Origin of the sequence: Litorimonas sp. WD9-15, from assembly GCF_050271975.1 — a bacterium.
In the GTDB taxonomy this organism is placed as follows: Bacteria; Pseudomonadota; Alphaproteobacteria; order Caulobacterales; family Maricaulaceae; genus Litorimonas.
Map to the genome: position 1 here is coordinate 2,882,915 of NZ_CP189850.1, position 26,289 is coordinate 2,909,203.

A 26,289-nucleotide genomic window follows, 5' to 3' on the forward strand; every position below is an offset into this window, starting at 1 on the left:
CCGCCCTCACTCTTACGAAAGACTATATCATGGATTTTAAAAATATCGCTGCCGGCATGCTCGCAGATAAATTGGGTGTTGATAATGCGCAGGTCGGCGGCATCATGGACAAGCTTATCGGTGGCGGCGACAAAATGGATGTGGCCGGGTTGCTTGGCAACCTGAAAGATCAAGGTCTAGGTGATATCGCCTCTTCCTGGTTGGGCGATGACGCCAATCAGAGCATTTCAGCGGACCAACTGAAAGAAGCTATTGGCGCCGAAGATATCACACAGGCCGCAGCGCAGCTGGGCACAGATGAAAACTCCCTTCTGGGCGGTCTTCAAGCGGCACTTCCGCAACTCGTCGATAAAGCCAGCAGCGGCGGCAAATTGCTCGATTCCATTGGTGGTTTGGGTTCGCTCGGCGGAATGGCGAAGAAATTCCTCTAGCCCCCACAATATTCCCGACGCGATCATCGCGTCGGGATTTAATAAAGACGCTGGTGTGGTTTAGCTTTCCCGCAGCGGTCTGACCCGTTAAGGGGCATCCATGTCAGTCGGAACCCTTGATACAAAACGTTTGCCCGCAGGTGCCGTCCTCGTTGTTGGCGCAGGATTGGCCGGACTTTATCTCGCGCTGAAACTTGCGCCGCGACAGGTCTTTGTTCTGACCTCACGGCGATCGTCCAAAGGCGCGGCCAGTGCTTGGGCTCAAGGTGGAATCGCCGCGGCTCTCTCCGCAGAGGATTCTGCGGAAAGTCATGCCCGCGATACAATTGCGGCGGGTGATGGTCTGGTCGACCCAGAGATCGCGCATATCCTCGCAACAGAGGGCCCGGACCGCGTGCACGACCTCGCCGCACTAGGCGTCCCCTTTGACCGCAATGAAAATGACGAGCTCTATCTCTCCCTCGAAGCTGCGCATTCCATGCCGCGCGTCGCCCGTGTCAAAGGCGATACAGCCGGACGCGAAATCATCAATGTCATGGTCAAACAAGCGCAGGCCGCCGACCACATTACCGGCCTGATCGGATGGCGGGCAGAAAGCCTGTTGCAGGACGGAAACGGCGCAATTGCAGGCGCCCTCGCGCGGAATGATGACGGTGCTCTGCTCGGGATTGAAGCAGATGTGACTGTCATGGCGACGGGCGGTGTCGGCGGATTATTCGCCGTCACAACCAATCCGAAAACGGCCCGTGGCGACGCGCTCGGTATGGCCGCCGTTGTTGGGGCAAAAATGCGCGATATGGAATTTGTGCAGTTTCACCCGACGGCGATTGATATTGGCCGCGACCCTGCACCTCTCGCCACTGAAGCCTTACGCGGAGAAGGCGCAGTCCTGACAAATTCTGACGGCGTACGCTTCATGCCGCGCTATCACGCACAAGGCGAACTCGCCCCGCGCGATGATGTCGCCCGTGCGATCTTCGCCGAGATTGAAGCGGGCCGTCAGCCCTATCTGGATTGCCGTGCGGCCATAGGCTCACATTTCGATGAAGAATTTCCAACTGTGTTCGAGAGTTGCATGAGCGCTGGCATCGACCCGCGTGTCGCCCTCATCCCCGTTGCCCCCGCCGTACATTATCATATGGGCGGTCTGTCCACGGACAGCCACGGCCAGACCTCGCTCGACAGCCTCCTCGCCATTGGTGAATGCAGCGCAACGGGCGTTCACGGCGCGAACCGTCTCGCGTCCAACTCATTGCTAGAAGCCGTCGTCTTTGGCGGACGTGCCGCGAATTATATCAATGGTCGCGATTGGGCGGAACGCCGCGCCGGGACCATCCGCTTGCAGCCTTGGCTCTCCATGAGCAAAGACGTCAGTCAGACCCTCCGTCAAGCCATGACCGCGAAATGCGGCGTCCGGCGCGATGCACGGAAATTGAATGAATTAATTGATCTGATTGACGGGTTAATCGCCCGCGTGGGACGCGCCAACCCGCTCGTCGCATCGCGCGTCATCGCTGCCGCCGCCCTCGCCCGCGAAGAGTCACGTGGCGGACATTTCCGTGAGGATTTCCCGACGGAATCTGATCGCGCGGTTTCAAGCTACCTCACCTATGACCGGCTGGACTAGACCATGACAAAGCTCACCCCCCTCCCCGATATTATTCTTCGCCCGATGGTCGAACGCGCTCTGACGGAAGACTTTGGGAATTCAGGCGATGTCACGGCACGATTACTCGTCCCCGAAGAGGCAACCGGAACACTGGTGATGCGGTCACGCGAAGACGGTGTGATCGCAGGGATGCAGGCCGCGCAGATGACCTATGCGACGGTTGACCCGTCCGTGAAATTTGAAGTCCTGAAAACGACCGGGTCCGACGTTGCCAAAGGCGAAATTATCGCGCGCGTCTCCGGCCCGTCACGGTCCTTACTCTCCGCAGAAAGGGTCGCATTGAACTTCTTGGGTCGGATGTCTGGAGTCGCGACGTTGTCTGCAAAATATGTTGCGAAAGTTGATGGTACGGGCGTTCGAATTGCGGCGACCCGCAAGACGACACCCGGATTACGGGCGCTGGAAAAACAGGCTGTCCTCGCGGGCGGCGCCTTCACGCATCGCGAGAGCCTGTCCGCCGCGATTATGATTAAAGATAATCATATTGCGCTGGCAGGCGGGGTCGATGCGGCCCTGTCTGCCATTCGCACAAAGGCCGATCACATGATCAAGGTCAGCGTCGAAGTCGATACGCTGGAGCAGTTGGAGAAAGTCCTGACATGGATGCCGGATGTCGTGTTGCTCGATAATATGGATCCCGAAATGCTGAAAAAGGCCGTCAAAATTGTCAGTGGCTTTGAAGGGGCGAAACCTGTTCTGGAAGCGTCGGGCGGCGTCACCCTTAGCTCGGTCCGCGACATTGCGGAGAGCGGTATCAATGTTATTAGCATCGGGGCGCTGACCCATAGTGCGCCGAATTTCGATATTGGAATGGATGCAGAATAGACAGATGAGCGCCTCATCCTTTCGACATCCCGACCAGCTACGCGCAGATTTTTCGCAAGCGCTGTCCGATATGTATCGGGAGGAAGTACCTGCTTATGGACAACTCATTGACATCGTTGCGGATATCAATGCGGAACATGAAGGCATCCGGTCTGACGGGGAACGACATGGTGCGATCCGCCTGGGCACGGCGGACGAGTTAAACCTCATCGGCCGCGTCTTTGCGGTGCTCGGGCTGCATCCCGTCGGATATTATGATCTGTCCGTTGCGGGCTTGCCCGTTCACTCAACCGCTTTTCGTCCCATCACGGAGGCGGGTTTCAATGTCAGTCCGTTTCGCATGTTCACGAGCCTCCTTCGCTTGGACATGCTGCCGGACGCGCTGCGAAAAAAGGCCGAATCTGCATTGGCTGCGCGGTGCATTTTCTCGGCTAAGTGTCACAGCTTGCTGGAGAAAGCGGAGACCGAAGGCGGATTAAACGCAATTGATGGCGCTGAATTTGTGCGCGAAGCTGTTTCGATTTTCGCGTGGCGGAAACGGGCCCATGTTGATTTGGAAACATATCAGGCGCTCCTGTCCGAGCATCCACTCATTGCAGATATCGTCTCGTTCCAGGGCCCGCATATGAATCACCTGACCCCGCGTGTGGCCGATATTGATGCGGCCCATGAACGAATGCGGCAGATGGGTCTGGAGGTGAAAGAAACGATTGAAGGCCCGCCGCGTCGCAATTGTCCGATCCTCCTGCGCCAGACAGCCTTCAAGGCCCTGACCGAATCTGTCGAATTTAAAACAAAATATGGCTGGGAAACAGCGCATCACACCGCCCGCTTTGGCGAGATCGAACAACGCGGCATGGCCCTGACGCGAAAAGGTCGAGACTTATATGACCGCTGTCTGGCGGCGAAGGACTTTTCAGATTTCCCTGATACAGAAGCGGAATTGAAAGCCCAAGGTCTCGCCTTTTTCGACAAGAATGGATCACCGCTGACCTATGAAGATTTCCTGCCCGTCAGCGCCGCCGGTATTTTCAAATCGAATTTGCGGGACACCGCAGAGACCGAAACCGTTGCGGCGAGCGGAAACCAAGCCGTCTTCGAGGCCGCTCTCGGACGCCCCGTCCTCGACATGTTTGAACTCTACGAGACCGCTTCGCATTAATACCGCTCACAAAAACGTGTCAGATGCTCTCCCAGACGTGAGTCCCAGTTGAAGCGGTGATGTGAAACTAAGCTGTCATACCAACCAAACGTCGGAGAGACACACATGAAACATTTCGCCCTTATCGCCATCGCATCCACAACCTTGGCCTTTGCTGCCGCGCCTGCTTACGCGCAGTCTTCTTATAACGGAGATAGCTCTAGAACGACAACAAGCACGAGCCAGTCCTCCGCCGCGCGCAAGGCAGAACGTGCAGCGAGAAAGGCCGAGAAGAAACGTATCAAAGCCGCGCAGATGGCTGAAAAAGAAAAAGCTAAAATGATGGCCGAAGAGGCCGCCATGAAAGAAAAGGCTATGAAAGAGAAAGCCATGATGGAACCGTCCTCTGCGACGGATGCCAAAATGATGAAAGAGGACGCAATGAAAGCGAAGGCCATGAAAGAGCAATCGTCCGCAACTGACGCCTCAATGATGAAAGAAAAGGCGATGAAGGATCATTCCTCCGCATCAGGCTCCATGATGAAAGACGGCGATGCCATGATGAAAGACGGCGATGCCATGATGAAAAAAGGCGACACCATGATGAAAACCGAAACATCCATGAAGCCGACAAATTGCCCGTCCGGTACGACGCCTCAGGATAATGGCACTTGTATGTTGAACTAGAGCCCTGATGCTCTGACTTTGTTCAGGCGTGATATTATGACAGTCCCCCGCTCACGCCTGATCCTCCTTGTCTCCGCCATGCTCTTGGCGGGGGCACTCCTCTCCATCCGGTTCATCAGTGCCGGATTTGACCCAATGATCGAGACGGAAGATCATCCCGTCATGGCCTTGACGGGCTTGCTGATTTTAGCGGGAACAGCGTGGTTTATCCTCCTCCTCTTAATGCGACGGACACAGGCATTCCCGAAATGGGGGCTGCCCGTTCTTATATTGGGTGGCTTGATTTTACGGCTCGGCTTTTTCGGCTCGCAGCCCATCTATGAGAATGATTATAAGCGCTATCTCTGGGACGGCGCTGTGACGGCGCAGGGGGAGAACCCCTATATTTTCACGCCGGAAGAGATATTCGATGCGAGCGCGCCCGGGACGGCCTCCGTGCCCGACCTCGCGACACTAGCCGTTCTCTCGAATGAGGCCGACGGCCTGACGGGCGAGATCAACAGCCCGCATCTGACGACGATCTATCCGCCTTTTGCCCAAGCGGTTTTCGCCAGCGCCTATTGGATTGCGCCTTATAATCCGGATGGGTTGCGGGGCGTCTTTTTGATCTTTGAAATGCTGGGATTTGCCGTTCTGCTCCTCGCGCTCAAACAATTCGGAATGCCTCTGATCTGGTCCAGCCTCTATTGGCTAAACCCGATTATCATTCTGACGAGCTATAATGCGATCCATATGGACGTGTTGCTGACGCTGCCGCTCCTGCTCGCAGTTCTGACCCTGAAGGCCCGCCCGTGGATCGCGGCAATCGCTTTGAGCGCGGCTGCCGCCATCAAACTCTGGCCGTTGCTATTGGCGCCCGTCCTGTTTCGCAGCTGGTTCAAGCGTCCCGCGCTCTATATCGGGATTGCAGCTTTGGTCGCCGTCCTCACGGGTTTGAGCCTGCTTCCCATGTTGCTCTCGTTAAATGACCAGGCAGGTCTCGCCGCCTATTCAGCGAACTGGACGAATAGCAGCTTCCTCTTTCCCGGCTTGCGCGAGGCGCTCGGCTTTTTCGTGGACGATCCAAACCGGATCGCCCGCTACGTCATTGCACTCATCCTTGTCGGATTGAGCCTCTATCTGGGATTTTCGACATCGCGGTCAGAGAAAAAACTGCCCTTCGATCTCATGGCCCTCTCCGCCGCGTTCGTCCTACTCTCGCCGACAGGTTATCCGTGGTATTTCATCTGGTTCTTCATGTTCCTGCCCTTTGCGGTTCAAAGTTGGATGGCACGCGGATTGGGCCTCTTGACCATCGGCGCGACCGCCTATTACGTTCGCTTCCTACTCGGGGAGACGGACCGATACGAAATTTACGAAACGATATTACTCCCGCTGGAGTTCGGAACCGCACTCTTGGTTCTGGCCTATGACGGATGGAAAGAGAGACGTTATGCATAACCCCGTCATTAAATTAATTATTCCCGCACGGAATGAAGAGGGTGCGATCGGCCAAGTCGTCACCAGCGTCATTGACGCCGTCGATCAGGTTATTGTCGCAGATAATGGCTCAACCGACAAAACTGCAAGCGTAGCCAAAGCGGCGGGCGCACATGTCGTATATGTCGACACACCCGGATATGGCAGAGCGTGTTTGGCGGCGGTTGAGGCCGCCGGTGCCTGCGATATTCTTGTTTTCATGGATGGAGATGCGTCGGATGACCCGGAAGATTTATCCGAACTTATCAATCCTATCATCAATAATAACTCCGATCTTGTGATCGGCTCCCGCATTTTGGGGGATTGCGACCCCGGATCTCTGACACCGCAGCAGCGGTTCGGCAATACGCTTGCCTGCTGGCTGATGCATCTGATCTGGGGGTTCCGGTTCAGCGATCTCGGCCCCTTCCGTGCCATCCGCAAGTCGAGCTATGACCGCCTGAATATGGAGGCGCCGACCTTCGGTTGGACAGTAGAGATGCAGGTGCGCGCGCTCAAACAGAACCTGCGATGTGCGGAAGTTCCAGTTCACTACCGCAAACGTATTGGCGTTTCTAAAATCAGCGGAACGTTCAAAGGAGTCATTCTCGCAGGGTGGTATATTCTCGGCACAATCGGGCTTGAGGCCATCAAGCCCAATCCGAAAGTGAAATCCCTTTCGGCAAAACCTGCGGCAGGACGTAGTGAAAAATAGTAAAAACACCTGATTTTCGATAATTTATTATTGAAAAACAATAATTATAAGCCTAAGACGATTCCATGATGCGGTGTGCCAACCGCTAAAAGGAGAGACTTATGCGCCCGACTTCAGCGCCCGAACCTGCATGGGAGCAGGACATCGCCCCCCTCAATAAACGCGAACGCGGGAAACTCGTGCTCACGCGCATTGTATCCATCGCGCTACCCGTGCTGATGATTGGTGGAGCCATCGCCGGATTTATGGTGATGGGGGCCATGAAACCCCAACCGGAGGAAAAAGAGGAAGTGGTGAAAGCCATTCCCGTCCTAACGGCTATGGCCACGCAGGATAATGTGACCCTGAAGGTCCGCGTTCAGGGCGAGGTCCAACCTCATACGCAGATTAATCTGGTGCCGCAGGTCGGGGGTAAAATCTCCTACATGTCACCGAAATTTATCGAGGGCGGGAAGTTCCGCAAGGGCGACCTCCTCGTCCGCGTTGAACCCGCGGAATATGAATTGCGCGTTGTGCAAGCCCGCGCCAATGTCGCGCAGGCGGAAACCGTTGTTATGCGCGAACGATCCGAAGGCGAAATCGCGCGGCAGGATTGGGAAGAATTGGGCCGTGCGGGAGAGCCGACACCGCTGACACTCCGCCAGCCCCAACTCGCCGAAGCACGGGCGCAACTCGCCAGCGCGGAAGCGCAGCTGGCCGAAGCCGAATTACAACTAAGCCGCGCTTCCCTCTACGCGCCGTTTAATGGCCGCGTCACGATGCGCCACATTGATGCCGGAGAATTTGTGACGGCGGGTACGCGGCTCGGCGAGATTTACGCGACAGATATTATGGATGTCCGCCTGCCCATGACAAATGCGGATTTGCGCCAAGCGGGCCTGACATTGGGATATGAAGCGCCGAGTGGTTCCGCGGGTATTCCAGTCAAACTTTCCGCCGATGTCGCCGGACGAATGAGCGAATGGCAGGGCAGAATTGTTCGAACGGATAGCCGCTTTGACGCGGAAACCCGCGTGCTCTTCGCCTATGCCGAAGTCATTGATCCCTTCGGAAAAGGTTCCGATGACGGCGTCCCACTCGCCCCCGGTATTTTCGTCAATGCGGATATTGAAGGACAAACACTCGAGAATATTATCTCCATCCCCCGCGCGGCCCTTCGCGGTGCGGATACAGTTTATGTTGCCAATGCCGATGAAACGCTGACCGTCAAGACCGTGTCCGTTGTGTCCTCTGACCGTAACACGGCCATCCTATCCGAAGGTCTGAACAGCGGAACCTCCGTCATCACGTCACCCATTCGCGGTGTTGCGGACGGGATGAAAGTCGCCGTTGTGGAGACCCTCGACATCGAGGCGGATGATGCGGAGGTGACGCCATGAGCACGCCTGAGAACACGTCCGAGCCAACAGAGGCGAAAAAAGGCATCATCGCATGGTGGGTCCGTAATTCGGTCGCCGCCAACCTCCTCATGCTCATCTGCCTGATCGGCGGTCTGGTCAGCTACTTCCAGATCGAGCGCGAGCTTGAGCCCTATGTCGAATTCCCCGGTGCTTGGACGCAAGTCTCTTGGCCCGGCGCGTCGCCGCAGGACGTGGAAGAACAAATCATTGTCCGCATGGAAGAAGCGCTGTCGGAAGTCGAAGGCGTCAACCGCATGTGGTCCTTTGCGGGCGAAGGAGGTGGTTCCGTCACCGTCGTCGGCAAAAACGGCGTCGATGAAGCCAAGCTGATGGCGGACGTGAAACGTCAGGTCGATTCAATTAATTCATTCCCCCCGGCGGCCGAGAAGCCGCAAACCAATGTTTTCAGGAATCGCAACGAGATGATCCGCCTCGCCCTCACGGGTGACGAGACCGTCTCGGAGCGGGAACTGAAACGGTTTGCGGAAAAAACACGGCGGGAGATCGCCCTACTGGGCTACGTCCCCGCCGTGGAACTCTTCGGCACGCGGAATGAGGAGGTTTCGATTGAGGTCTCCGAGGATGCGTTGCGGCGCTATGGTCTGACCCTGAACGAGGTCGCGCAGGCCGTGCGCGGGACATCAGTGAACAGTTCGTCCGGAACCGTGCGAACGGAAATCGGGAATATGCAACTCCGCACACGGAATCAGGCAGACTCAAAAGAGGATTTCGAAGATATCGTCATCCGGCAGAGTGCCAATGGGGCCCTGATCCGCGTGAAGGATGTTGCCACCGTTATTGACGGGTTCGAACAGGTCAATCTGCTGGCGACAGTTAATGGCGAACGAACAATACTCATTCAGGTCCAGAACGGCCCGCAAATGGATATTGTTGCCATGTCCGATAATGTGAAAGCCTATCTGGAAAAGGTCGACGGCACACTGCCCAGCGGTATGTCGATCACGACGTGGAACGATGCCGCGGATGACTATCGCGGACGGATCCGCACGATTGCCGTGAACTTCTTCACGGGACTTCTGCTCGTCTGTGCAACGCTCATGTTGTTCCTGCGGCCCGCCATCGCGCTCTGGGTGAGTGTTGGAATTGCGACCGCATTTGCGGGTGGATTAGCGCTGCTGCCGCTCTTTGATGTGTCGTTTAACATGATCTCGACCTTCGCCTTTCTGCTCGTCATCGGGGTCATTGTGGATGACGCGATTATTGTGGGCGAAGCCATTCATTCGAAAACGGAGGACGGAGAGACGGGTGAAGAGGCCGCCATTAATGGGACGCGCATGGTCGTAAAGCCCGTCATCTTCGCCGTTCTGACAACGATGATTTTCTTCGCACCGTGGATGTATTTGTCCGGAGGGACGAGTGAGTTTACGCGGGCAATTTCGCTCGTCGTGATCCTCGCGCTGTTTTTCAGTCTGGTTGAATCCCTTCTGATTCTCCCCGCCCATTTGGCGCACTTGAAACCCGTCAATCCGAAGAGTAAAATTATGCGGGTACAGGCGAAAATCGCCAACAGCCTGACATGGGTTGCGACGCAGCTTTACCGTCCGGCAATTACCTGGGCCTTACGTCGACGTTACCTGACGGCGTCATTCTTCCTCGGTATCATGATCCTGACTGTGGGCGTTGTTGCCAATGGGTACGTCAAATCCTCCTTCTTCCCGGAGTCGGAAAGTGATCAGGTCGAGATCAGCGTGAGCCTGCCGGAAGGCACGCCCTATACGCGGACATTACAGGTCCTCGCGCAAATTCAGGACGCGGAACATGACCTCTCTGAAGAGATCAAAGCTAAGGACGGCGATCTGATCGAGAACTGGTATACGCGCTCCCGCGATAATAATGTGCTCGCCCTCGTCAAATTGGTGCCGCCCGAAACGCGGACATTGACGGCGCAGGAAACAGCAGAACGTTTGCGCGAGTTGATCGGCGATGTGCCGGACGCGGAAACGATTACTGTGAACTACAAGGACGGAAATAACGGCCCGCCCATCCAATATGTGCTGAACGCCAAATCCTTTGACGATCTCCAAGCCGCCGCCGACGATTTGATGGCGCAATTGCGGAGCTATGACGGTGTGTTCAATGTCGTCAATGATATGGAGAGCGCATCCGAGGAAGTGCAGTTCGACCTTAAGCCCGGCGCAGAGTCCCTCGGAATTACAACGGCAGATGTCGCGCGGCAAATCCGTCAGGGTTTCTTTGGCGAAGAGGTCCAGCGCCTACCTCGCGACGGCGAGGATGTGCGGGTCTATGTCCGCTATCCGGCCGTTGATCGCGAGTCACTCGACTTCCTGAAATCCGTACGCATCCGCGCCGCGGATGGACGCGAGGTCCCGCTGGATACGGTGGCAGAGCTCCGCTTCGAGCCCGGCACGAACCGTATCCTGCGACGTGAACGCCAGCGCGCCATTATCGTCTCGGCGGAAGTCGTGTCCGAGCGTATTGGTGAAATCAGGACAGACCTGGATGAGAACTTCTTCAATGATTTCGAGCAAATTCATCCCAATGTCACTCGCGGTAATATTGGCGGCGCGCAGGAGGAAGCCGAGTTCCAAGCCGAGCTCCTAACGCTTATGCTAATCGCGATTGGGGTGGCCTATTTCATCGTGGCGGTGTCATTCAAATCCTATGGTGAGCCGATCCTGATTCTCCTCGCGGCCATTCCCTTCTGCTATTGCGGGATGATTATGGGTCATGTCGTGATGGACCGCACGATGTCGCTGCTCTCCATCCTCGGGATGTTTGCCGCCGCCGGGGTGGCGGTGAATGACAACCTTGTCTTACTCGATTATGTCCACCGATTGCGCGATAAGGGCATGGACGGGGCGGAAGCTTTGATCACGGCAGGGACCAAGCGGTTCCGTCCAATCCTGCTGACCTCACTAACGACCTTTGTCGGCCTGATGCCGCTCTTGCTGGAACGCTCGCTGCAAGCGCAGTGGCTCATCCCGATTGGTATCAGCTTGGCCTTTGGCGTACTCTTCGCCCTGTTCGTGACGCTGTTCTTCGTCCCGGCGCTTTACGGGATTGGCGCGGATATCCGCCGCTGGTTCGGTTATGTCATCAAGGGCAAGCGCCGCGTGCCGTTTACGCCGAAACATGTAAACTACTCGCCACGCCCGGTCGCAATTCCGCAAGCGGAATAGCGACTACACCAATCCCGGCTTTTTATAACGCTCCGCCACCATGGACGGGGCGTTATAGGTACGGACTTCGGGGCGGTTCTCTATCGGGCCATCGGCTTTAAAGAGGCACTCCACCCCAAAGATATTCAGCGCCTGACTATTCTCTCCAGTCAGGCGCTGAATATTAATCGTCAGAATATCTCCCCGCCCAAAACGGTGATCCATGTCCAGCGTTTCGCAGAGATAGACACTGCCCGATTTCGCGCCCGCCGGCAGATGGGCTGATATCACCGTCTGCGCTTTGCCAAAACCCTGCCCCACGGCCGCGCTTCGCAACTCGACGGAAATCTCCACATCCGCACCCGGGTTTGCACAATAACGAATGCAGAGCCCCTGTATCGCGCCGTCATCAAAATCATCGGGCGGAAGGACCGTCCAATTCGCGGTCGTCTGCTTATCTGAGAGTTTCAGCGCTTGCGCATGTTGCGCCCCGACACTCGTCAACTCACCCGCCGCCGGGAAAGACGTATTTGCATCTTTCGCAGCCAAGTTCAGCGATCGTCCCAGCGTGAATGTCTGCGATTGATAGACACTGCCGCTCAACCGTCCGGAAATCGCGTAATGCAAGGCCGCGCCCGGTTCTTCGGTGATTTTGTGACAGGGCTCGGAATTCACATTAAAGATTTTCGCGATGACGCCGGATTCCGCGTGAATGTCTGCGGCGACGTGGTTCAGCGTGATTTTTCGCGCCGCGCGGAGGCCTTGGTCTTCGCGCACCCCCGCGAGATAGAGACGCTTGCCCTGATAAAATTCGACGAGCGTTGAGTCGATATCCCCGATGATCAGGCCCTCGCCCTCACTGCCGCTTGTGCAATAAATATAGCCGAGATGATATTGCGTCAGGCCAATCCGCTTGGCATCAGACGCAACCATACCAACACTGTCCAGCACTAATCCGTTGGCCTTTTGCAATTTCGGTTGGCGCGAGACATCACAGATAAAAGAGCCAATCCGGTTTCGCGCCGACAACTCGCCATTTCCGTCATCGCAGATCGCATGATCGGTCAAACATTGCCGCACATAAAGCCCGTCCCAATCATGGAGATTTGTCGACCGCGCCCAGATACCGATATCCGTCATGGAATGACCGTGCAGGCAGAAGTCATAGAGGCGCGGATTATAAATCCGCTCGCCATAGGTCTGCGATTGGATGAGCCACGCCACTTTGATCTTGGCCATCATTTTCAAGGTCGTTGTACTTTTCTGCGGGCCGGAATTTGTCGGGATCGTATCGCCATAGCCAAATCCCCGCACCGTCGCGGCGCGGCTCTGCCGGATTCCGGAACGCAGGTGATAGATCTTCGCACCCAAACGAAGCTCCCCGCCGACAGCTTCTGCAGCCTCCAGCGCCGCCTGTATCCCCGGCGCATCATCAAAATCAGGATCATCCCCCCGCGCGCCATAGGCTTCCGGCGTGAAGATAAAATCGAGAGCAGAGGTGGATGCGTGTGAAACCATCCTCTACCATTAATGTTGTTTCAATAATTATGATACCCATGCGGATAGAGAATTATACGCATTAGGCCATGTCACTCATAATAATTTCCGAGCGCAAATGATCGGCCCGGAAGAGACTACGCCTAAACAGGAAATAGCTTTAAGGTTTACATCTTGGTCTCACGTTAGGCCGCAATACCCGCGCAGGTTCTCAAACTATCGAGTTTGGGAATAAGTGCGGTGTGAACATCTTCAAGGTTGATCACGCGTGCACTTTGAAAATCGGTCAATCTCCGGCTGACGGTCTCGCGGAACAGACCGAGATAATCTGCAATATCTGTGCGCGACATTGGCATTTTGATACGAATATCATCGACGGTCTTCTCCATCCGGCATTTGCGCTCTGCAAGCATAACCAAGAACGCGGCGACGCGGGCTTCGGAGCTTTTGCGTGTCAGCGTGGCCAAAAGGTTTTGGGTGTCTTCGACTTTTTTGCAGCTATGACTCAGGAAAAAGCGCTGTAGCTTTGGATCGGATTCGATTTCGGCAACACGAATGGTTTGAACACCGGAACTTGTGACGGTAATCGCATTATCGCAGTAAGTTTCATCCGAGGAAAGCCCGAAAAAATCGCCTTCCGTACAGAACCCTGTTATTTGCCGCTCATCATCCGCCAGTAACCGGTAAGTCATGACGACACCGCTATTCACGCGATAGATCGACACAGTATCATCGCCTTGGTGATAGAGGGACGTTTTATCGGGATAAACGCGGACGGGCCCAAGTGAGAGAGTGTTGCGTTCATTGATCATGTTAAATCCCTTTATCTGGGATCTGTGTGGCCATCCGCATATGTAAAACCTAGTTAGATAATCTACTTAAGTAGTTCTACTTAGACAGTTGTAGCCGGACCAGTTCTGCGATGGATGTAATGTTGAGTTTCGACAACAGCCGGGCACGATGGACTTCAACGGTTCGGATAGAGATACCGAGTTCATGTGCGACCCGTTTGTTAGACAAGCCGGTAGACAGATGTTCGGCAACCTGTGCCTCCCGGGGTGTCAGTTTGGACAGCGGATGCGCCTCTGTGTTTTTCGCTTTGGCCCGTTCTAAGACCGCTTGGATTTGGTCCACGGAAAAGGGCTTTTCCAGGAAATCATTTGCGCCGTCTTTCATCGCTCTAACAGCGAGAGGAATATCCCCGTGACCCGTCATTATAACGATATGCGCGCTTTGCGTTTTGGTCCGTATCTCCCGCAAAATCTCCATACCATCTCGCCCCGGCATACGAATATCTAAAAATATCATCCGGTTGGAAAGGTCCGGCATTTGCATCAGGAGAGCATCGCCACTGTCGAAAGCTCTCACATTAAAACCTAAGGTATAGTTGCGGGCGAAGGCCATGACACAATCAATGCGGGAACTGGAGATGACATTGTACTGGGCGGCGCAGGTCATGATTTCATTCTAGGGAATGACGGGAATGACGTTTTGAGTGGAAATGATGGCGTAGATGATATTCGCGGGTGTAAAGGACATGACCTAATCGCTGGTGGCGGCGGAAATGACAGGCTGCAAGGTAATGCCGGGGACGATACATTTATATTCGGACAAGGATCAGGTAGAGACAGAATTGTCGACTTTGACAGATCAGGCGACGATAGTCTTGACCTGACAGATTTTGGGTTTGCAGATTTCGAGGCTCTCTCACAAAACATGGTTCAAATAGGTGATCACGTCCTTATTGACCTGGGTGACGGAGATGAAATTCTTCTGCTCAATACTAATATCTTAGATATTGAAGCCTCAGATTTTATGCTCACCCTTTCATAATCATCGCCAGATTTTTATGGATTAATTTGCGCTCCAACCGCGCTGGACGGCCACAAACAGACTTAGAACCAGAACCACAGTATATATAACTAAGAATTATCGAAAATTTTCGGATTTTCGTGGAAGAACAAATGACTCCCAAGAGGGGCTGCCATTATCCCCAATGTTCAACGATTACAATGATTTAAAATATTACACAAGATGTTTGTTAGGCAAGAAGTCAGCCATTTGTAAGGCAAACAACGGCTGTTTATTGCGTAGCATCATCGCGTACGGTAGACTTGCATAAAAATCCGACCCGCCAGGGTCGGGTCAATATAATTTTTATTTGTCATATATTTCAGAGCGTTGAATCTCTTTCTTTTCTGTTACACAATTTGCTTCACAGACTGTTGCGCAGAAGAGTACAAAAAACTTCAAAAATAATACGAGAACAGAGTTAATGTACGCAGCCAACTAAATCCTCAGGCAATCATTTGGAAAATTTCATCAACCTCAATATCGGAAGCACTAGTGAGAAAGGCGAACATCCAAACCAATTGCGGCTTTTAGATTCAACTTAGAACTTGTCGCGAAATTTCGATTTCCTCAAGTCGTAAAGCGGAATTTTTAGCTTTACGCAGAACATTAAAATTCCCAGTTTTCGTTTTTCTAAGAAGTTGCAGTTGAATGGACGCGACGGTTTCCATCGTAACCCCTTTTGAAACATGCAGGTTGTTGTCTGCGTAGCTTTGTCCGAGTTCCGAGCTATTCAGGCATTCCAAAATGGATTCTTCAAGCGCCTTTTGGTCCAGAGGCGTAAAGTTAAAACCCTTCAGTCCCTCACGTTCAGTCACATCGACAAAATCACCCATCATTGGATAAGCGGCTGGCGTTCCGTAGATCGCAGCTTGATGCAGAACACCTGAACTTCCAGTCGTACTATCATAGTCAAAAATCGCGAGTTTAGCCTGTGTAAAGAATGTGGCGACATCTTCTTCCGCAACATAACCATGGAAGACAATGTTTTCGTCCGCCTTGTGCTCTGCTTCCAAGGACTTCAAATAGCCAGGTGTTGCCGGATGATCGCTCCCCCCGATAATCAACTTAATTTTTTGATTTTCTGTTCGAGACACATTCAATTTTTGTATGGCGCCAATCGTTCGCTCGAGTCTTTTGTAGGTTCCGAATTTCCCCATTGTCACGATCGTGCGAGGTCGCTCAGAGAGATTTGTGATCTCAATATCGGACGCCAAAGGAAAAGAACCGTGAGGGACCATAAAGGCATTCTTGGCTTTATACTTATCCTTCAAAATATCCCAGAAACTATCTAAAGTTACGGTCATGAAGCCCGACAACAACATAGTCTTGGTCACGAAATAACTGGCTGCACCTACTAACTTTTGGCGGAATGGGCTTTTCGCAAGGTTCGTTTTACTAAGATCTACGGCTTCCACTAAATTATGCATAATCACGCCTGAAGGCAGGCCCGATTTTTGAGAAACAGTTGGCGTCAGCAATCCGAGAGCTGCAGGAATCTCACTGTCCCCAAAAGAGGCGGTTTGAAGATTATAGATAACCCCTTCTGCCTGCGATGACTTTAGCCCGCGCAGAATATGAAAACCTGCCAACGGATCATTGAACCGCCATATGCGCTTGACCTCTACCTTAGGGCCGAGGTCAAGCTCAGGCAGATCGCCTGGATACTTATCGGCAACCACGATGATCTTTTCAATGTCTGACCGCGCAGCAAACGCGTTGACAAGATGAAGCCCATACTCGTTCAAAGAACCCGCGCTTGGCGGAAAGGCAGTAACAATAGCTATAGTTTTCATGATATTTTCCATAATGTTTAAGTTTAGTTATTGGATTGACGTGCGAGATTTTCAGCATGTGCCTGAAGAACGTTTTTTGAAGGACGAGCTGAGCCATCCGAACGAAGTAAGCCGAAATGTCTTTGCTGCGCTTTCCGCCAAGGCCTGCGTCCAACGACATCACTCCCGACATGTTGAAAGTCGTTTAGTGTCCATACGAACACGCCATCGGCGCTATGAGATTGCCTTAGCTGGCTTTGAAGACGCGAGGCCTGTTTGACTTCCGCTGCTCGGGTGGACCGAAATGGATTCCAAATTGTTGAGCCAAGTTCTGTGATCATAACCGGCTTGTCGCCAGCTTCAGTTTTTATCGCGTCCAGACGATCAGAAAATCCTTCGACGTCTCCATATTCATGATAGGTCACAAAATCGATGACATTTTTTAAACCGAGTGCTGAGTTTGGATTTGACCACCCGACTGTTATCGGAACATCCGGGTACTGAATTTTAATGTGGCGCGCCATGACCGTCAGCCAACCTTCGACAACGCCTTTCCCCCACGTCGGAAAATCCAAATCAGCCTGATTTTTGATGTCTATTCCTAAGATTGCCGGATTAGCTGATATGTCTGCCAGCACACGATCTATGTGATCGATGTCGCGTGTCATATTGGACAATGTGTAATCTGGGCGAAGATCAAATAATGTGACAAGTACTTGAATGTTTTTTGCCGCGCAAAGATCTAAAAATAAGCGAAGTTTGGCCTTTGCATTGTCTTGTGTGGCCGCATCTTCGAAATATTTATGGGTTAGAAATATGCGAACAGAATTCCCCCCCATATTACTTATTATTTCGAGATCAGACTTAATCTCTTCGATAGGGAAATCGGTCCAAAATTCTTTCCACGAGGCAGATGCAGGATAATAATTCACCCCCACGAAATCAGTCGAAAATTTGTCATCAAATTTTCCGCTTCGGTCTTTGAAGTTCAAATATGTTGAGTCGAGAATTTCTGAAGTCTTCTGCATCCACCCATTTTGGGTTTGGTAGAACCTAAACAACCTAGTTTCGTTTGCGAACTCGTCGATAGCTACTGAATTGATTTCAGGGTCAGAATTAAAGGTCACGCGCAAGCTGGTCTCTTTGACATTCGCGACGCGTAAATCTTTGTTGACCTGACCTTCTTGAAATTCACGACCTAATCGAAAAACCAATTCACAGGGCTTTGTTGTCGATTGACATGTAGTCTCTTTCACAACAGTCAAAGCTTGCCCTGTTACGGAGGCCTCGCTGTCTGAGGTTCGATCGAGTTGCTCCGATTGCATCACGATCCCAGAAAGCCTCTGGCGGTCTTGAACAGAGAGTTTGAATGTATCCCCAATCCAATCTCTATCGAGAAACTCTACGGGCTTGATCAAATGCTCATGCAAGTATTCATTTGATCCAATTGGCGAATCTATGACGTTGGAAATAATCCCCGCGAACGCAACACCGGATAGGAGGATACCAACGGAAACGGGAAGTCGTTTCAAGTTATGACGGCTCTTAAGTATCATGCTCCGACCTCCGGCGTTGCGCAAAAAACAGAGAGATCAGAAGAAAAGACTTCTACATTCTTCAATACAGCCCGAATTTTTAACGGAGCGACGTATTCACTAGGGCAAATACTGGTATAGATAATGCGGCCATTTGAAAGTTGCGCTGCTTCCAAACGTTTAACACCTGTATTGTCAACCCAACTCAGAGCCACAAGAGATTGGTCCGAAACCAAATTCCCAAAAGCGTCACTGATCGTCTCTGTCGTGATTTCTACCAAGTTGACATTGTTGGAGGACCTCACCTTTAACTTGAAAATATCTGGTTGAGTCGCGACGATTTGCACCCGAGCACTGTTTGACGTCAAATCGCCGACAGTTGCCTGAAAGGTCATTCCGCCGGCTATTGTTTGAGCCGCAACATCAAATGACACCAAACCATTTGAAACCTTTCCCGATAATGACTTCGGCACGCCATCGGAAACATAAGTCAGCTTTACCTCTTCACCTTGAACGCTTTTTCCATGACTATCTGTCATTTCAATCGTCACACTGATATTCTCTTCTGGGATTGTCGTTTGCGGCCCCGCGTAGACTTGTAGTCTGCCAGCGTCCATCTGTGCTTGAGCGGAACCTGCAAAAACCCCAACACTCATTACGAGTGATAGGAGGGATACAATTAATTTCGTTCGGTTCATCATAGGTCTCTTCTTTGCGAAGTTACCTATGAATGGTTGCAATGGATGTGCCGCAAAAAACGCCATGTTTTGCGTGCAAATTGAGCAAAATTGCAAAATGATCTTTGCGAAATGCGAATGTGTTTTCTAATTTGCAAAGAAATTAGCCGAAACCGCAGGGAAAATAGCGGCCCAGCATTTGCGTAGCTATCTCCGAAATATTGGAGATTAAAATGACGAAACACGAAACTTCACAGGCTGAAACCTTATCAAAAGACGCGTTACTAAAGCGGTCTATTTGGAAGCATGATCGAACCTCGATTATTATACCCTGTTACAATGAGGCCAACAGATTACATCTGGAGGTCTTCCTAAACTTCGCCCGGAAGAACCCCAAAATTTCGTTCATATTTGTAGATGACGGTTCAAAAGATCTTACAATTAGCCTGCTCTGCGGAGCGATGGCAGCGTTACCTAAACAAGTCGACGTCTTAACAATGGCGCGAAATGCAGGAAAAGCAGAAGCTGTTCGTCACGGGCTTAAATTTGCAGCCGAACGCGGCGATAAATATATCGCGTTCTTAGACGCCGATCTTGCAACACCGCTAAATGCAATCAACGACTTCATCTCAGTTGCAGACCGCTTAGACAACATTGATGTCGTTTTTGGATCGCGTGCTGGCGGTCTTGGTCGCCGTGTTTACAGAGACCTTCATCGTAAAATGATATCTTTGGTTTGCGCATCGATGGGTAGAATGGCGACAGGCTTGGCTTTGAAGGACACGCAATGCGGCGCGAAGTTATTTCGCAACAACGAACATCTAATCAACTGCTTAGACGCACCTTTCACGGCAGGTTGGCTTTTTGATGTCGAATTATTCCTGAGAATTTCTAACCCAAATCGGCGTGAACGAAAAAACTTCTTCGAATACCCGGTTCTTGAATGGACTGAAGTTCCAGGGTCAAACATTAAATTTTCGGATGTCATTAAAGGTGGGCTAAAAATGACGTCTCTGATTTTCAGTCAGTGGAAAATCAGAGCGCGTTTTCAAAACAGACGGAACCCAACCTCCCCAGCCCTTACCCAACACCTTCGCTCAGGCGAGGTATTGAGCACACAGAGTATTCGATCAATGGAAGCGATCATTTCGGATGAAAAGCAGCTCATCACATTAGACTTTTCGAACGTTAAAACTCTAGGTCCATCTGTGTTTACAACGCTTACAGAGGTTTGCGAAAATCTTTTGGCTCGTGGCAAAGAAGTTTCAATCCACCTTCCTGATGATAATGAAATTTTGTCTGTAGCGCGGCGCTCGTCAATCACCGCTCTTTTTAACTGCACTATTCTAAATCGCCTCCCTAGCCACTTAGCTGACAACACCCGTTTTTCATTGTCGGAGGCATAGATGTCAAAATCTATCAAGCTTCCTTTGCAAATGGTGCGTTCAAATGCGTTGGTCGGCCCCGCTGCCGCATTGTTTGTTTCAGCGAATATCGCGAATGCTGCCAATCTAATTTTCAACATGGTTTTTGCTCGGATGATGGGACCGGCAGCCTTTGCTGATCTCACACTTCTTCTAACGCTAAAGCTGGGAATCTTGTCATTCCTAGGTGCACTACAATTCGCGTTTGCAGAGTTGACGGCAAAAGAAAATCAAGTTCAACAAAGCTATCGACGGGCACATGCGCTATCTTGGCGAAGCCTCAAATTCTCATTGCCAGCAATGTTTATCATTATCGCGTTGGCGAATTACATTTCTGGCGTATTGAACTTTTCGTCCCCTTTGGCCCTTTGTGTCTTGGCACTCGCAATACCCTTTTTTCTTCCAATGGTGATTTACAGAGGACTCACTCAGGGATTGATTGATCTTCCAAAGATCATTCTTTCGATCCAAGCCGAGTGGATAATTCGACTTTTTGGCAGCCTGATCCTTTGGAAACTTGGATTTGGATTAGCAGGCATTGCCGCAGCTGTTGGGCTTTCCATCATAGCTGGGTTTATTTTTTCAACGCGCAAAGAAGATTTACAACTTCTTAGTTCACGCAAACTATCGAGACTTGACCCGCAGACAAAGGCGCTTGGCGTCGTCGCCTTACCATACTTAATTTTGCAGATCGCTCAGGTGTTAGTTCTAGATAGCGATATTGTTATCGCGAAGGCTAGTTTTTCGCCTGAGACTGCGGGCCTCGTCGCGGGATTACTTCTCATTCAGCGCGTTTTCTTTTTCGCTTTCCTTTCTTCTTCTATGATCCTTCAGCCTCTCGTCGCGAAACGACAAGCCGATCAAAAGTCTCCACAGGAATTGTTACTACTTTTGGGCGTAATAGCCATAATTACTGTCGCGGCAATGTTGATTATTCTGCCTAACGCTAATCTAATTGTTAGCGTCATGCTTGGGGATGAGTATCTTGCGCTGTCTTCAATCGTTTGGATAAGCGCTCTCACGGGCGCAGTCTTCATCGGTAGCCACTTGTGCGCAATCTACAAAATCGCGCAAGGTCGAGGTTTCGCTGCTTTGATTATTCTATGCTTTAGCGGCGTACAACTAATCTCTCTCTCAGCAGTTAATCACTTCTTTCCTGACATCGGGTTAGAGACCTACTTCAGCCTGAAGTTGCTCATTCAAATTGCATGCGCTGCAGTCCTGATAGGAACCATTCTAATGCCTTTGAAAAAAGACAAGTTAGCCCGGTAAAATGACGGCGAGATCGTGGACATATCTTGCGATCTTACTAGCGCTCATGTTTCATGGGGCGCTTTTACCTTTCACCTATGGGCAAACATATGACTCTTATATCCATATGTTTTTTGGCAACCATTATCTAACATCTTGGTTCGATCCTTGGGAAACACGGTGGTATACTGGTTTTACAGTTACAGCCTATCCACCGGGCAGCCATCAAGCCTTAGGCGTGTTGATGCGCTTCATCGATATGCGTATCGCATTTATAGTACTGCAACTTATGGCTATCGGCATTCTTATTATTGGAGTGTTCAGATTCAGCCGTTTATGGGTGAATGATAAGGCAGCGTCATATGCAGCAATGCTATGCGCATTCTCAACCAGCATTTCGGAAACGCTTCATATTTTCGGGCAGTTACCTACACTGCTTTCAATCGCGCTTTTCCTGAACGCAATTCCCCACATATCAAGCTGGATTGAACATGGCCGAAAGAGAGATTTTGTTTTCGGCCTTTTTCTAACAGCGGCGACAACCTCAGTTCACCATGTCACGCCGTTATTTGGAACTGTCTTCTTCGTGGCGCCGATTGGCATCGCAGCCCTCTTAGCTAATTTGAAACGACGCGGGCCTTCTAAACCCCATGGAAAATTAGCCTATTTGAAGTGGGCCTCGCCTGCTTTGATACGTGGCATCGTAATGGGATTGGGAATGTTGTTTCTAATCGTCACAATCGTTTTTCCATATTGGCATTGGTCCATTACCGACCCGATCTCTCAAGTCAGTATTCCGCACGGTAGCCGCGAAAATTTTATCGCGAAGCCGAATTTAGGCTTGATGTTCTTTGTCATTCCTTGGGGCATGCTGATCGCAGTCGTTCCCTATGTTGTATTAAAGTCAATTAGTACCCCGCTGTGGCCCTTAGGACTTTCCGTTTTGATAGCATTGTTTTTGGGAACGGGCGGAACCACGCCTTTTCCGCGCATTCTGCTGGGCCCTGCATTTGAAATTCTGACATTGGATAGGTTCACCTTCTGGGCCTCAATTTTGATATTACCTTTCGCAGGTCTGGCGGTGCAAAGCCTGTGGGAAGGGCGAGGAAAAATATTGATAGATCGTGCTTTTGGCTCTTTCTTAAGCCGGGCCGCCCTAGTCCTAATGCTGGTAAGTTATGTGAGTCTCGCCGTTGGAACAGCCCTTCTTCCCACTTTCCGACCCACCCAGCCCGACTTCATTGATCCTGCCCCAATTGTCACATTTATGGATGAAGACCGTCATTCAGATTGGCGTTACCTGACACTCGGATTTGGGGATCAATTCGCCTATCACAGCGCTCTGATCAACGCCGAATCCGTTGACGGGAATTATCATTCGGCAAGACGACTTCCAAGTCTGATGAACTACTCCGTAGAGCGACTAGAAAATTCAAAATATATGGGGGTCCCGGGCCTCGCCTCACTCAATCAGTTTCTCACGAATGCTGAAAAGTTTCATCTGAAATATGTGTTCTCAAATGACGAGTTCTATGATCCGGTTCTACACTATACAGGATGGAACCAAGTCACACGTCTGAATAACGGAATACGCGTTTGGGAAAAACCGGACATCACCCCTTTGCCTGCCATACGGCCCCGAAGGGAATTGCCCGAGTACCAAAAGCTTATGTGGGGAACTTTGCCAATCGGATCCTTAATTTTAGGATTACTGACCTTAATTGGGCTTGCTTTACGGCAACAGCTGATATCATCTATATCAACCCCTTTTCTACAAAATGCGCCTTCGCCGTATATGACGATCAAGGTTCCTGAACCTGGACCAAATTTGACCGTCGACATCCTCACTCAAGTCCCATCAAGTCCAGCGGCATGGATGCCGCCTAATGCCATAACCTGGGCGGTAAGAGCCCTGCCTATAATTGCTGCCTTTATAGCGGTGATAATCATTAGCAAAACCATACAAAATCAACGCAAGCCTTTAATACCTGAAACGGTTGTAGAGCGTTTCTACCAGCATTTGGACTTCCGTGAGACTGAGCAGGCCTTCTCATTGCTTGTCGCTGATCCGGAGCTCGATTACGGACAATTTTTGAAAATCCAGAAACTCACAGGCGGCCTTGTCCCGTCCTTTGGAAAACTCACATCTGTCACCACTATAAATGTAGAAAATTTAAGGGAAGGACAGGTTAGAGTCAGATCAAAACTTACATACCTAACATCTATCGGAATACGTCCAGTCATTGCCGAAATGACTTTGCTGAAAAACGCTAATGAAGTTTGGCAAATCAAATATGAGCCCTCCGAAAAGAATTATACTCCAAGTCTTTTAACCAGAGTGAATGCACCACAGTTTCGTGATCTAACAGGTCAAAAAAACGTAAATCCAAAAGCCCCCGTTCAAAGGCTAGCACGTCCTCAAATCGAGCTAATGGCAGCAGAACTTGTCGAAGAAAACGGCAGATTATTCGTGATTGGCCGAATTAAGAACCTCTCGGAGTTTCCAGCCTGTACAAAAGTTTTAGCCCAAACAGTCGACCCCACATCGGAAACAAAATTTAAACAACATGCAGGTCGTATTGGTCCGCATCGACTTCTGCCCGGAGAAAGCTCCGCTTTTCGAATTGATTTTGAAGGATACTTAAAAATTCAAGATCAACCGTTTAACGCGGCTTACAATCCAGATGAATTCAGCTTGCCAGAATTTAGCAGCCTTCCTTCTGACGTCGACCTCTCGATCTCCACAACGGTGTGTTCTCCCGTATATTATAAGTCAGTCACATTCTCAGACATTGACGTTTCGAAAACGCAAGACGGCCACGCCCTTACCGTTACCGTGTCCAACACAGGCACAGAAATTGTAAGCACACTCCAGCTTAAACTATCTTATGTGGACGCTGATGGTCGTCTCAAATGGGTAGAGCCATATTACCTCCAGAATAACCTAATACCAGGCGAAGTAAGAAGCATTCAAATCCCTCTATCAGAAACATCGGGCACACATGTTTCGTCACCATATCGCATGCAGATAAACGGACAGAAGGTCGCCATAAATTCGAGTTCTATCTGGCCAATAGGTAACCAACTTAAGCCAAGCGGTACGCGCGTCATGATTGACTATGACGCAATGCTGTATCGACCACTCGACTAAATTAACTTTGCATTCTGACATTCAAAAAGACTGTTTTTGCATATTGCAAAACGCAAAATGCATATTGCAAAATTTTGGCTTAATTTTCACTCTATTAACTATCTAACACACTGTTTTTGCAGAAAGCTAAAGTGGTCTCTCGATTGCAATAAATCTCCTGTAAAACGGAGTCGTCAAATGACAATTGAGCAAACAAAGTCGAAACTAAAAACATCTCTTATGGGGTTTGGCCTTTTTAGTGCTGTAGCGCTAGGAGGATGCGCTTCAACAGCCGTCAAGTATGATTCCACAAATGTGTCTGGCTATACTGATAGCACATTAAGGCCTCAGGCTGTCCCGCTAGAGGCTGACGTTCCCCTTAACATCAATGACGTTCGAGCTCGTACTCTTGCACATAATTCTGAATTTGCGCGTGCTCAATCGCAATTGATGGAAACCGTTAGAAAAGCGGGAATGCGTGGCAAAGACTTCCTTCCACAAGCTTATGCAAGCAGTTATGGGACATGGAGAAATAATACGAGTGCGTCTGTTGGTAAGAAGGTCGATGATACTTCTGGCACTATGCCCAAAGATTTTTACACGGCGCAAGATCAAGCCGCTGCGAGTTCAAGCCTAACGACAAGCTGGGACCTCCTAGAAATCGGCTTGAGTGGTTTCAAAGCTAATCGCCGCGCAATCAATGCTTATTCGCAAAGTGAGCAAAACCAATATCTTTGTAATAAAATGATGGTCGATGTCGAAAACGCCTATTGGCGTGCGGTCGCATTTGAACAGGCAGAAAAGAAATCCGCATGGTTAAAAGGCCGGGTTGCTTACGCCCTCGATCTGTCGCAGCAACGTGCAGATCAAAACCCTGAAACAAAGCTCCAAGAGCTGATGTTCCAGCGGGAATTGATCGACATCAACCGTTGGTATCAATCGCTATACCGTTCTTTACTTTCAGCAAAGCCTGAACTTGCACGTCTTATGAATGTTCCCGCTGGAACAGAATTCGATTTAGAAGCAACGCGCCTACCTTCGAATTTAGGGGAACTCGGCAAACATAACCCTTTGGAACTTATTTCGACAGCTTACCAAAATCGTCCAGAAATTCGCCAAGCTCTATATCAGACTGATTTAACCGAATTGAAGAATGAGGAAGACCTTTGGCGACACTTGCCTGCGATGCGCTTTTTTCTTGGGGCAAACCACAATACGAATAGCTTCGTGCTGAACCAAGATTTTGCGTCCGCAGGTCTAAACTTGAGCTGGGATCTTTTACGTTTGGGCCAAATTGGTGAGACGAAACGTAATGGCAAACTCGCACTCGCCGAACAACAAAGACAAACTGAGATTCTCGCAAGCGCAGTCATGGCGCAGGTCATGATTGCCCGTGAGCAAATGCACAAATTGGATTACGACCTTACACTCGCATGGAAGGCCTTATCTATCCAAGGTGAAATAACGAATGACCTAAATACAGATGTAAAATCTGGCGCAAAGCCGGAAACATATTTGATCAAAGAAGAGCTTATGCGGGAATTATCCTTCATTCGCGAACAAATGGCGCGCGCTGAATTGCATACAGCAAAAGCGCGTCTGGAACAGAGCATCGGCATTGTTCCGACCTGCCAAGCACCAACGCAAATTCAGGCCAGCGCTCCCTCGCCGGCTGCACTCTAG

General features: G+C 50.8%; 20 protein-coding genes. 14 read left to right on the forward strand and 6 right to left on the reverse strand.

Translation table 11 applies throughout. The features are described from left to right. Nucleotides 1-29 precede the first annotated feature (29 nt). From ACP9M6_RS13550 to ACP9M6_RS13590, 9 genes are all read left to right on the forward strand, one after another. A complete protein-coding gene (locus ACP9M6_RS13550) occupies nt 30-431 on the forward strand; it encodes a YidB family protein (protein WP_427451955.1) in 402 nt (133 codons plus the stop codon). Between the two features lie 100 nt (nt 432-531). Then, entirely contained in the window at nt 532-2,058 is a 1,527-nt protein-coding gene (locus ACP9M6_RS13555; RefSeq protein WP_427451956.1) for an L-aspartate oxidase, read from the forward strand. Nucleotides 2,059-2,061: 3 nt separating this feature from the next. Continuing rightward, on the forward strand, nt 2,062-2,925 hold the full coding sequence (gene nadC / locus ACP9M6_RS13560) for a carboxylating nicotinate-nucleotide diphosphorylase (protein ID WP_427451957.1): 864 nt from the start codon (nt 2,062-2,064) through the stop codon (nt 2,923-2,925). 4 nt (nt 2,926-2,929) lie between these two features. Further along, nucleotides 2,930-4,087, forward strand: coding sequence for a 2-oxoadipate dioxygenase/decarboxylase family protein (locus ACP9M6_RS13565; RefSeq protein ID WP_427451960.1), 1,158 nt, complete (start codon nt 2,930-2,932; stop codon nt 4,085-4,087). A 105-nt stretch (nt 4,088-4,192) separates the two neighbouring features. Then, entirely contained in the window at nt 4,193-4,753 is a 561-nt protein-coding gene (locus ACP9M6_RS13570) for a hypothetical protein (protein WP_427451961.1), read from the forward strand. Between the two features lie 36 nt (nt 4,754-4,789). Then, the gene (locus ACP9M6_RS13575; RefSeq protein WP_427451963.1) at nt 4,790-6,193 is read left to right on the forward strand and encodes a glycosyltransferase 87 family protein; all 1,404 of its coding nucleotides are present in this window, start codon (nt 4,790-4,792) and stop codon (nt 6,191-6,193) included. After that, on the forward strand, nt 6,186-6,926 hold the full coding sequence (locus ACP9M6_RS13580) for a glycosyltransferase family 2 protein (protein ID WP_427451964.1): 741 nt from the start codon (nt 6,186-6,188) through the stop codon (nt 6,924-6,926). The genes ACP9M6_RS13575 and ACP9M6_RS13580 overlap by 8 nt, the downstream gene beginning before the upstream one ends. A 101-nt stretch (nt 6,927-7,027) precedes the next feature. Beyond that, entirely contained in the window at nt 7,028-8,305 is a 1,278-nt protein-coding gene (locus ACP9M6_RS13585; RefSeq protein WP_427451965.1) for an efflux RND transporter periplasmic adaptor subunit, read from the forward strand. Beyond that, nucleotides 8,302-11,487: an efflux RND transporter permease subunit gene (locus tag ACP9M6_RS13590; protein ID WP_427451967.1), complete on the forward strand. Its 3,186-nt coding sequence runs from the start codon at nt 8,302-8,304 to the stop codon at nt 11,485-11,487. Before ACP9M6_RS13585 ends, ACP9M6_RS13590 begins: the two co-directional genes overlap by 4 nt. A 3-nt stretch (nt 11,488-11,490) precedes the next feature. Here ACP9M6_RS13590 and ACP9M6_RS13595 read toward each other — a convergent pair whose 3' ends face one another. The 3 genes from ACP9M6_RS13595 to ACP9M6_RS13605 form a co-directional block, all read right to left on the reverse strand. Continuing rightward, nucleotides 11,491-12,984 carry a hypothetical protein gene (locus ACP9M6_RS13595; RefSeq protein WP_427451969.1) on the reverse strand — a complete coding sequence of 498 codons (1,494 nt, stop codon included), beginning with the start codon at nt 12,982-12,984 and terminating at the stop codon, nt 11,491-11,493. A 164-nt stretch (nt 12,985-13,148) separates the two neighbouring features. Next, nucleotides 13,149-13,775, reverse strand: coding sequence for a Crp/Fnr family transcriptional regulator (locus ACP9M6_RS13600; RefSeq protein ID WP_427451971.1), 627 nt, complete (start codon nt 13,773-13,775; stop codon nt 13,149-13,151). A gap of 76 nt (nt 13,776-13,851) precedes the next feature. Further along, nucleotides 13,852-14,421 carry a response regulator transcription factor gene (locus ACP9M6_RS13605; protein WP_427451972.1) on the reverse strand — a complete coding sequence of 190 codons (570 nt, stop codon included), beginning with the start codon at nt 14,419-14,421 and terminating at the stop codon, nt 13,852-13,854. On the opposite strand from ACP9M6_RS13605, the gene ACP9M6_RS13610 reads away from it, so the two are divergent. Continuing rightward, on the forward strand, nt 14,374-14,796 hold the full coding sequence (locus ACP9M6_RS13610; RefSeq protein ID WP_427454793.1) for a hypothetical protein: 423 nt from the start codon (nt 14,374-14,376) through the stop codon (nt 14,794-14,796). The two genes, ACP9M6_RS13605 and ACP9M6_RS13610, sit on opposite strands and share 48 nt — an antisense overlap. A gap of 554 nt (nt 14,797-15,350) precedes the next feature. Here the strand turns inward: ACP9M6_RS13610 and ACP9M6_RS13615 are convergent. Genes ACP9M6_RS13615 through ACP9M6_RS13625 form a run of 3 tightly spaced genes read right to left on the reverse strand, consistent with a single transcriptional unit; the run spans nt 15,351 to nt 18,825 of the window. Next, nucleotides 15,351-16,622 (reverse strand): glycosyltransferase, encoded by a 1,272-nt coding sequence (locus ACP9M6_RS13615; protein ID WP_427451974.1) that lies wholly within the window; start codon nt 16,620-16,622, stop codon nt 15,351-15,353. Nucleotides 16,623-16,633: 11 nt separating this feature from the next. Next, nucleotides 16,634-18,121: a hypothetical protein gene (locus ACP9M6_RS13620; RefSeq protein ID WP_427451976.1), complete on the reverse strand. Its 1,488-nt coding sequence runs from the start codon at nt 18,119-18,121 to the stop codon at nt 16,634-16,636. Between the two features lie 20 nt (nt 18,122-18,141). Continuing rightward, on the reverse strand, nt 18,142-18,825 hold the full coding sequence (locus tag ACP9M6_RS13625; protein ID WP_427451977.1) for a hypothetical protein: 684 nt from the start codon (nt 18,823-18,825) through the stop codon (nt 18,142-18,144). 209 nt (nt 18,826-19,034) lie between these two features. Between ACP9M6_RS13625 and ACP9M6_RS13630 the strand changes: the two genes are divergently transcribed. The 4 genes from ACP9M6_RS13630 to ACP9M6_RS13645 all read left to right on the forward strand — a co-directional run bounded on the left by ACP9M6_RS13630 (nt 19,035) and on the right by ACP9M6_RS13645 (nt 26,289). Next, the gene (locus ACP9M6_RS13630) at nt 19,035-20,207 is read left to right on the forward strand and encodes a glycosyltransferase (protein WP_427451979.1); all 1,173 of its coding nucleotides are present in this window, start codon (nt 19,035-19,037) and stop codon (nt 20,205-20,207) included. Then, complete coding sequence (locus tag ACP9M6_RS13635) at nt 20,208-21,497, forward strand: hypothetical protein (protein WP_427451980.1); 1,290 nt, start codon at nt 20,208-20,210, stop codon at nt 21,495-21,497. A gap of 46 nt (nt 21,498-21,543) precedes the next feature. Continuing rightward, nucleotides 21,544-24,627 (forward strand): hypothetical protein, encoded by a 3,084-nt coding sequence (locus tag ACP9M6_RS13640; RefSeq protein WP_427451982.1) that lies wholly within the window; start codon nt 21,544-21,546, stop codon nt 24,625-24,627. A 177-nt stretch (nt 24,628-24,804) separates the two neighbouring features. Next, nucleotides 24,805-26,289, forward strand: coding sequence for a TolC family protein (locus ACP9M6_RS13645; protein ID WP_427451983.1), 1,485 nt, complete (start codon nt 24,805-24,807; stop codon nt 26,287-26,289).

What these genes read in the sequence shown, in the direction of transcription:
- ACP9M6_RS13605 (WP_427451972.1), bottom strand. Translation starts at nt 14,421, where the DNA reads ATGACCTGCGCCGCCCAGTACAATGTCATCTCCAGTTCCCGCATTGAT.
- ACP9M6_RS13600 (WP_427451971.1), bottom strand. Translation starts at nt 13,775, where the DNA reads ATGATCAATGAACGCAACACTCTCTCACTTGGGCCCGTCCGCGTTTAT.
- ACP9M6_RS13555 (WP_427451956.1), top strand. Translation starts at nt 532, where the DNA reads ATGTCAGTCGGAACCCTTGATACAAAACGTTTGCCCGCAGGTGCCGTC.
- ACP9M6_RS13580 (WP_427451964.1), top strand. Translation starts at nt 6,186, where the DNA reads ATGCATAACCCCGTCATTAAATTAATTATTCCCGCACGGAATGAAGAG.
- ACP9M6_RS13630 (WP_427451979.1), top strand. Translation starts at nt 19,035, where the DNA reads ATGACGAAACACGAAACTTCACAGGCTGAAACCTTATCAAAAGACGCG.
- ACP9M6_RS13550 (WP_427451955.1), top strand. Translation starts at nt 30, where the DNA reads ATGGATTTTAAAAATATCGCTGCCGGCATGCTCGCAGATAAATTGGGT.
- ACP9M6_RS13640 (WP_427451982.1), top strand. Translation starts at nt 21,544, where the DNA reads ATGTTTCATGGGGCGCTTTTACCTTTCACCTATGGGCAAACATATGAC.
- ACP9M6_RS13585 (WP_427451965.1), top strand. Translation starts at nt 7,028, where the DNA reads ATGCGCCCGACTTCAGCGCCCGAACCTGCATGGGAGCAGGACATCGCC.
- nadC (WP_427451957.1), top strand. Translation starts at nt 2,062, where the DNA reads ATGACAAAGCTCACCCCCCTCCCCGATATTATTCTTCGCCCGATGGTC.
- ACP9M6_RS13590 (WP_427451967.1), top strand. Translation starts at nt 8,302, where the DNA reads ATGAGCACGCCTGAGAACACGTCCGAGCCAACAGAGGCGAAAAAAGGC.
- ACP9M6_RS13635 (WP_427451980.1), top strand. Translation starts at nt 20,208, where the DNA reads ATGTCAAAATCTATCAAGCTTCCTTTGCAAATGGTGCGTTCAAATGCG.
- ACP9M6_RS13570 (WP_427451961.1), top strand. Translation starts at nt 4,193, where the DNA reads ATGAAACATTTCGCCCTTATCGCCATCGCATCCACAACCTTGGCCTTT.
- ACP9M6_RS13645 (WP_427451983.1), top strand. Translation starts at nt 24,805, where the DNA reads ATGACAATTGAGCAAACAAAGTCGAAACTAAAAACATCTCTTATGGGG.
- ACP9M6_RS13625 (WP_427451977.1), bottom strand. Translation starts at nt 18,825, where the DNA reads ATGATGAACCGAACGAAATTAATTGTATCCCTCCTATCACTCGTAATG.
- ACP9M6_RS13595 (WP_427451969.1), bottom strand. Translation starts at nt 12,984, where the DNA reads ATGGTTTCACACGCATCCACCTCTGCTCTCGATTTTATCTTCACGCCG.
- ACP9M6_RS13575 (WP_427451963.1), top strand. Translation starts at nt 4,790, where the DNA reads ATGACAGTCCCCCGCTCACGCCTGATCCTCCTTGTCTCCGCCATGCTC.
- ACP9M6_RS13565 (WP_427451960.1), top strand. Translation starts at nt 2,930, where the DNA reads ATGAGCGCCTCATCCTTTCGACATCCCGACCAGCTACGCGCAGATTTT.
- ACP9M6_RS13615 (WP_427451974.1), bottom strand. Translation starts at nt 16,622, where the DNA reads ATGGAAAATATCATGAAAACTATAGCTATTGTTACTGCCTTTCCGCCA.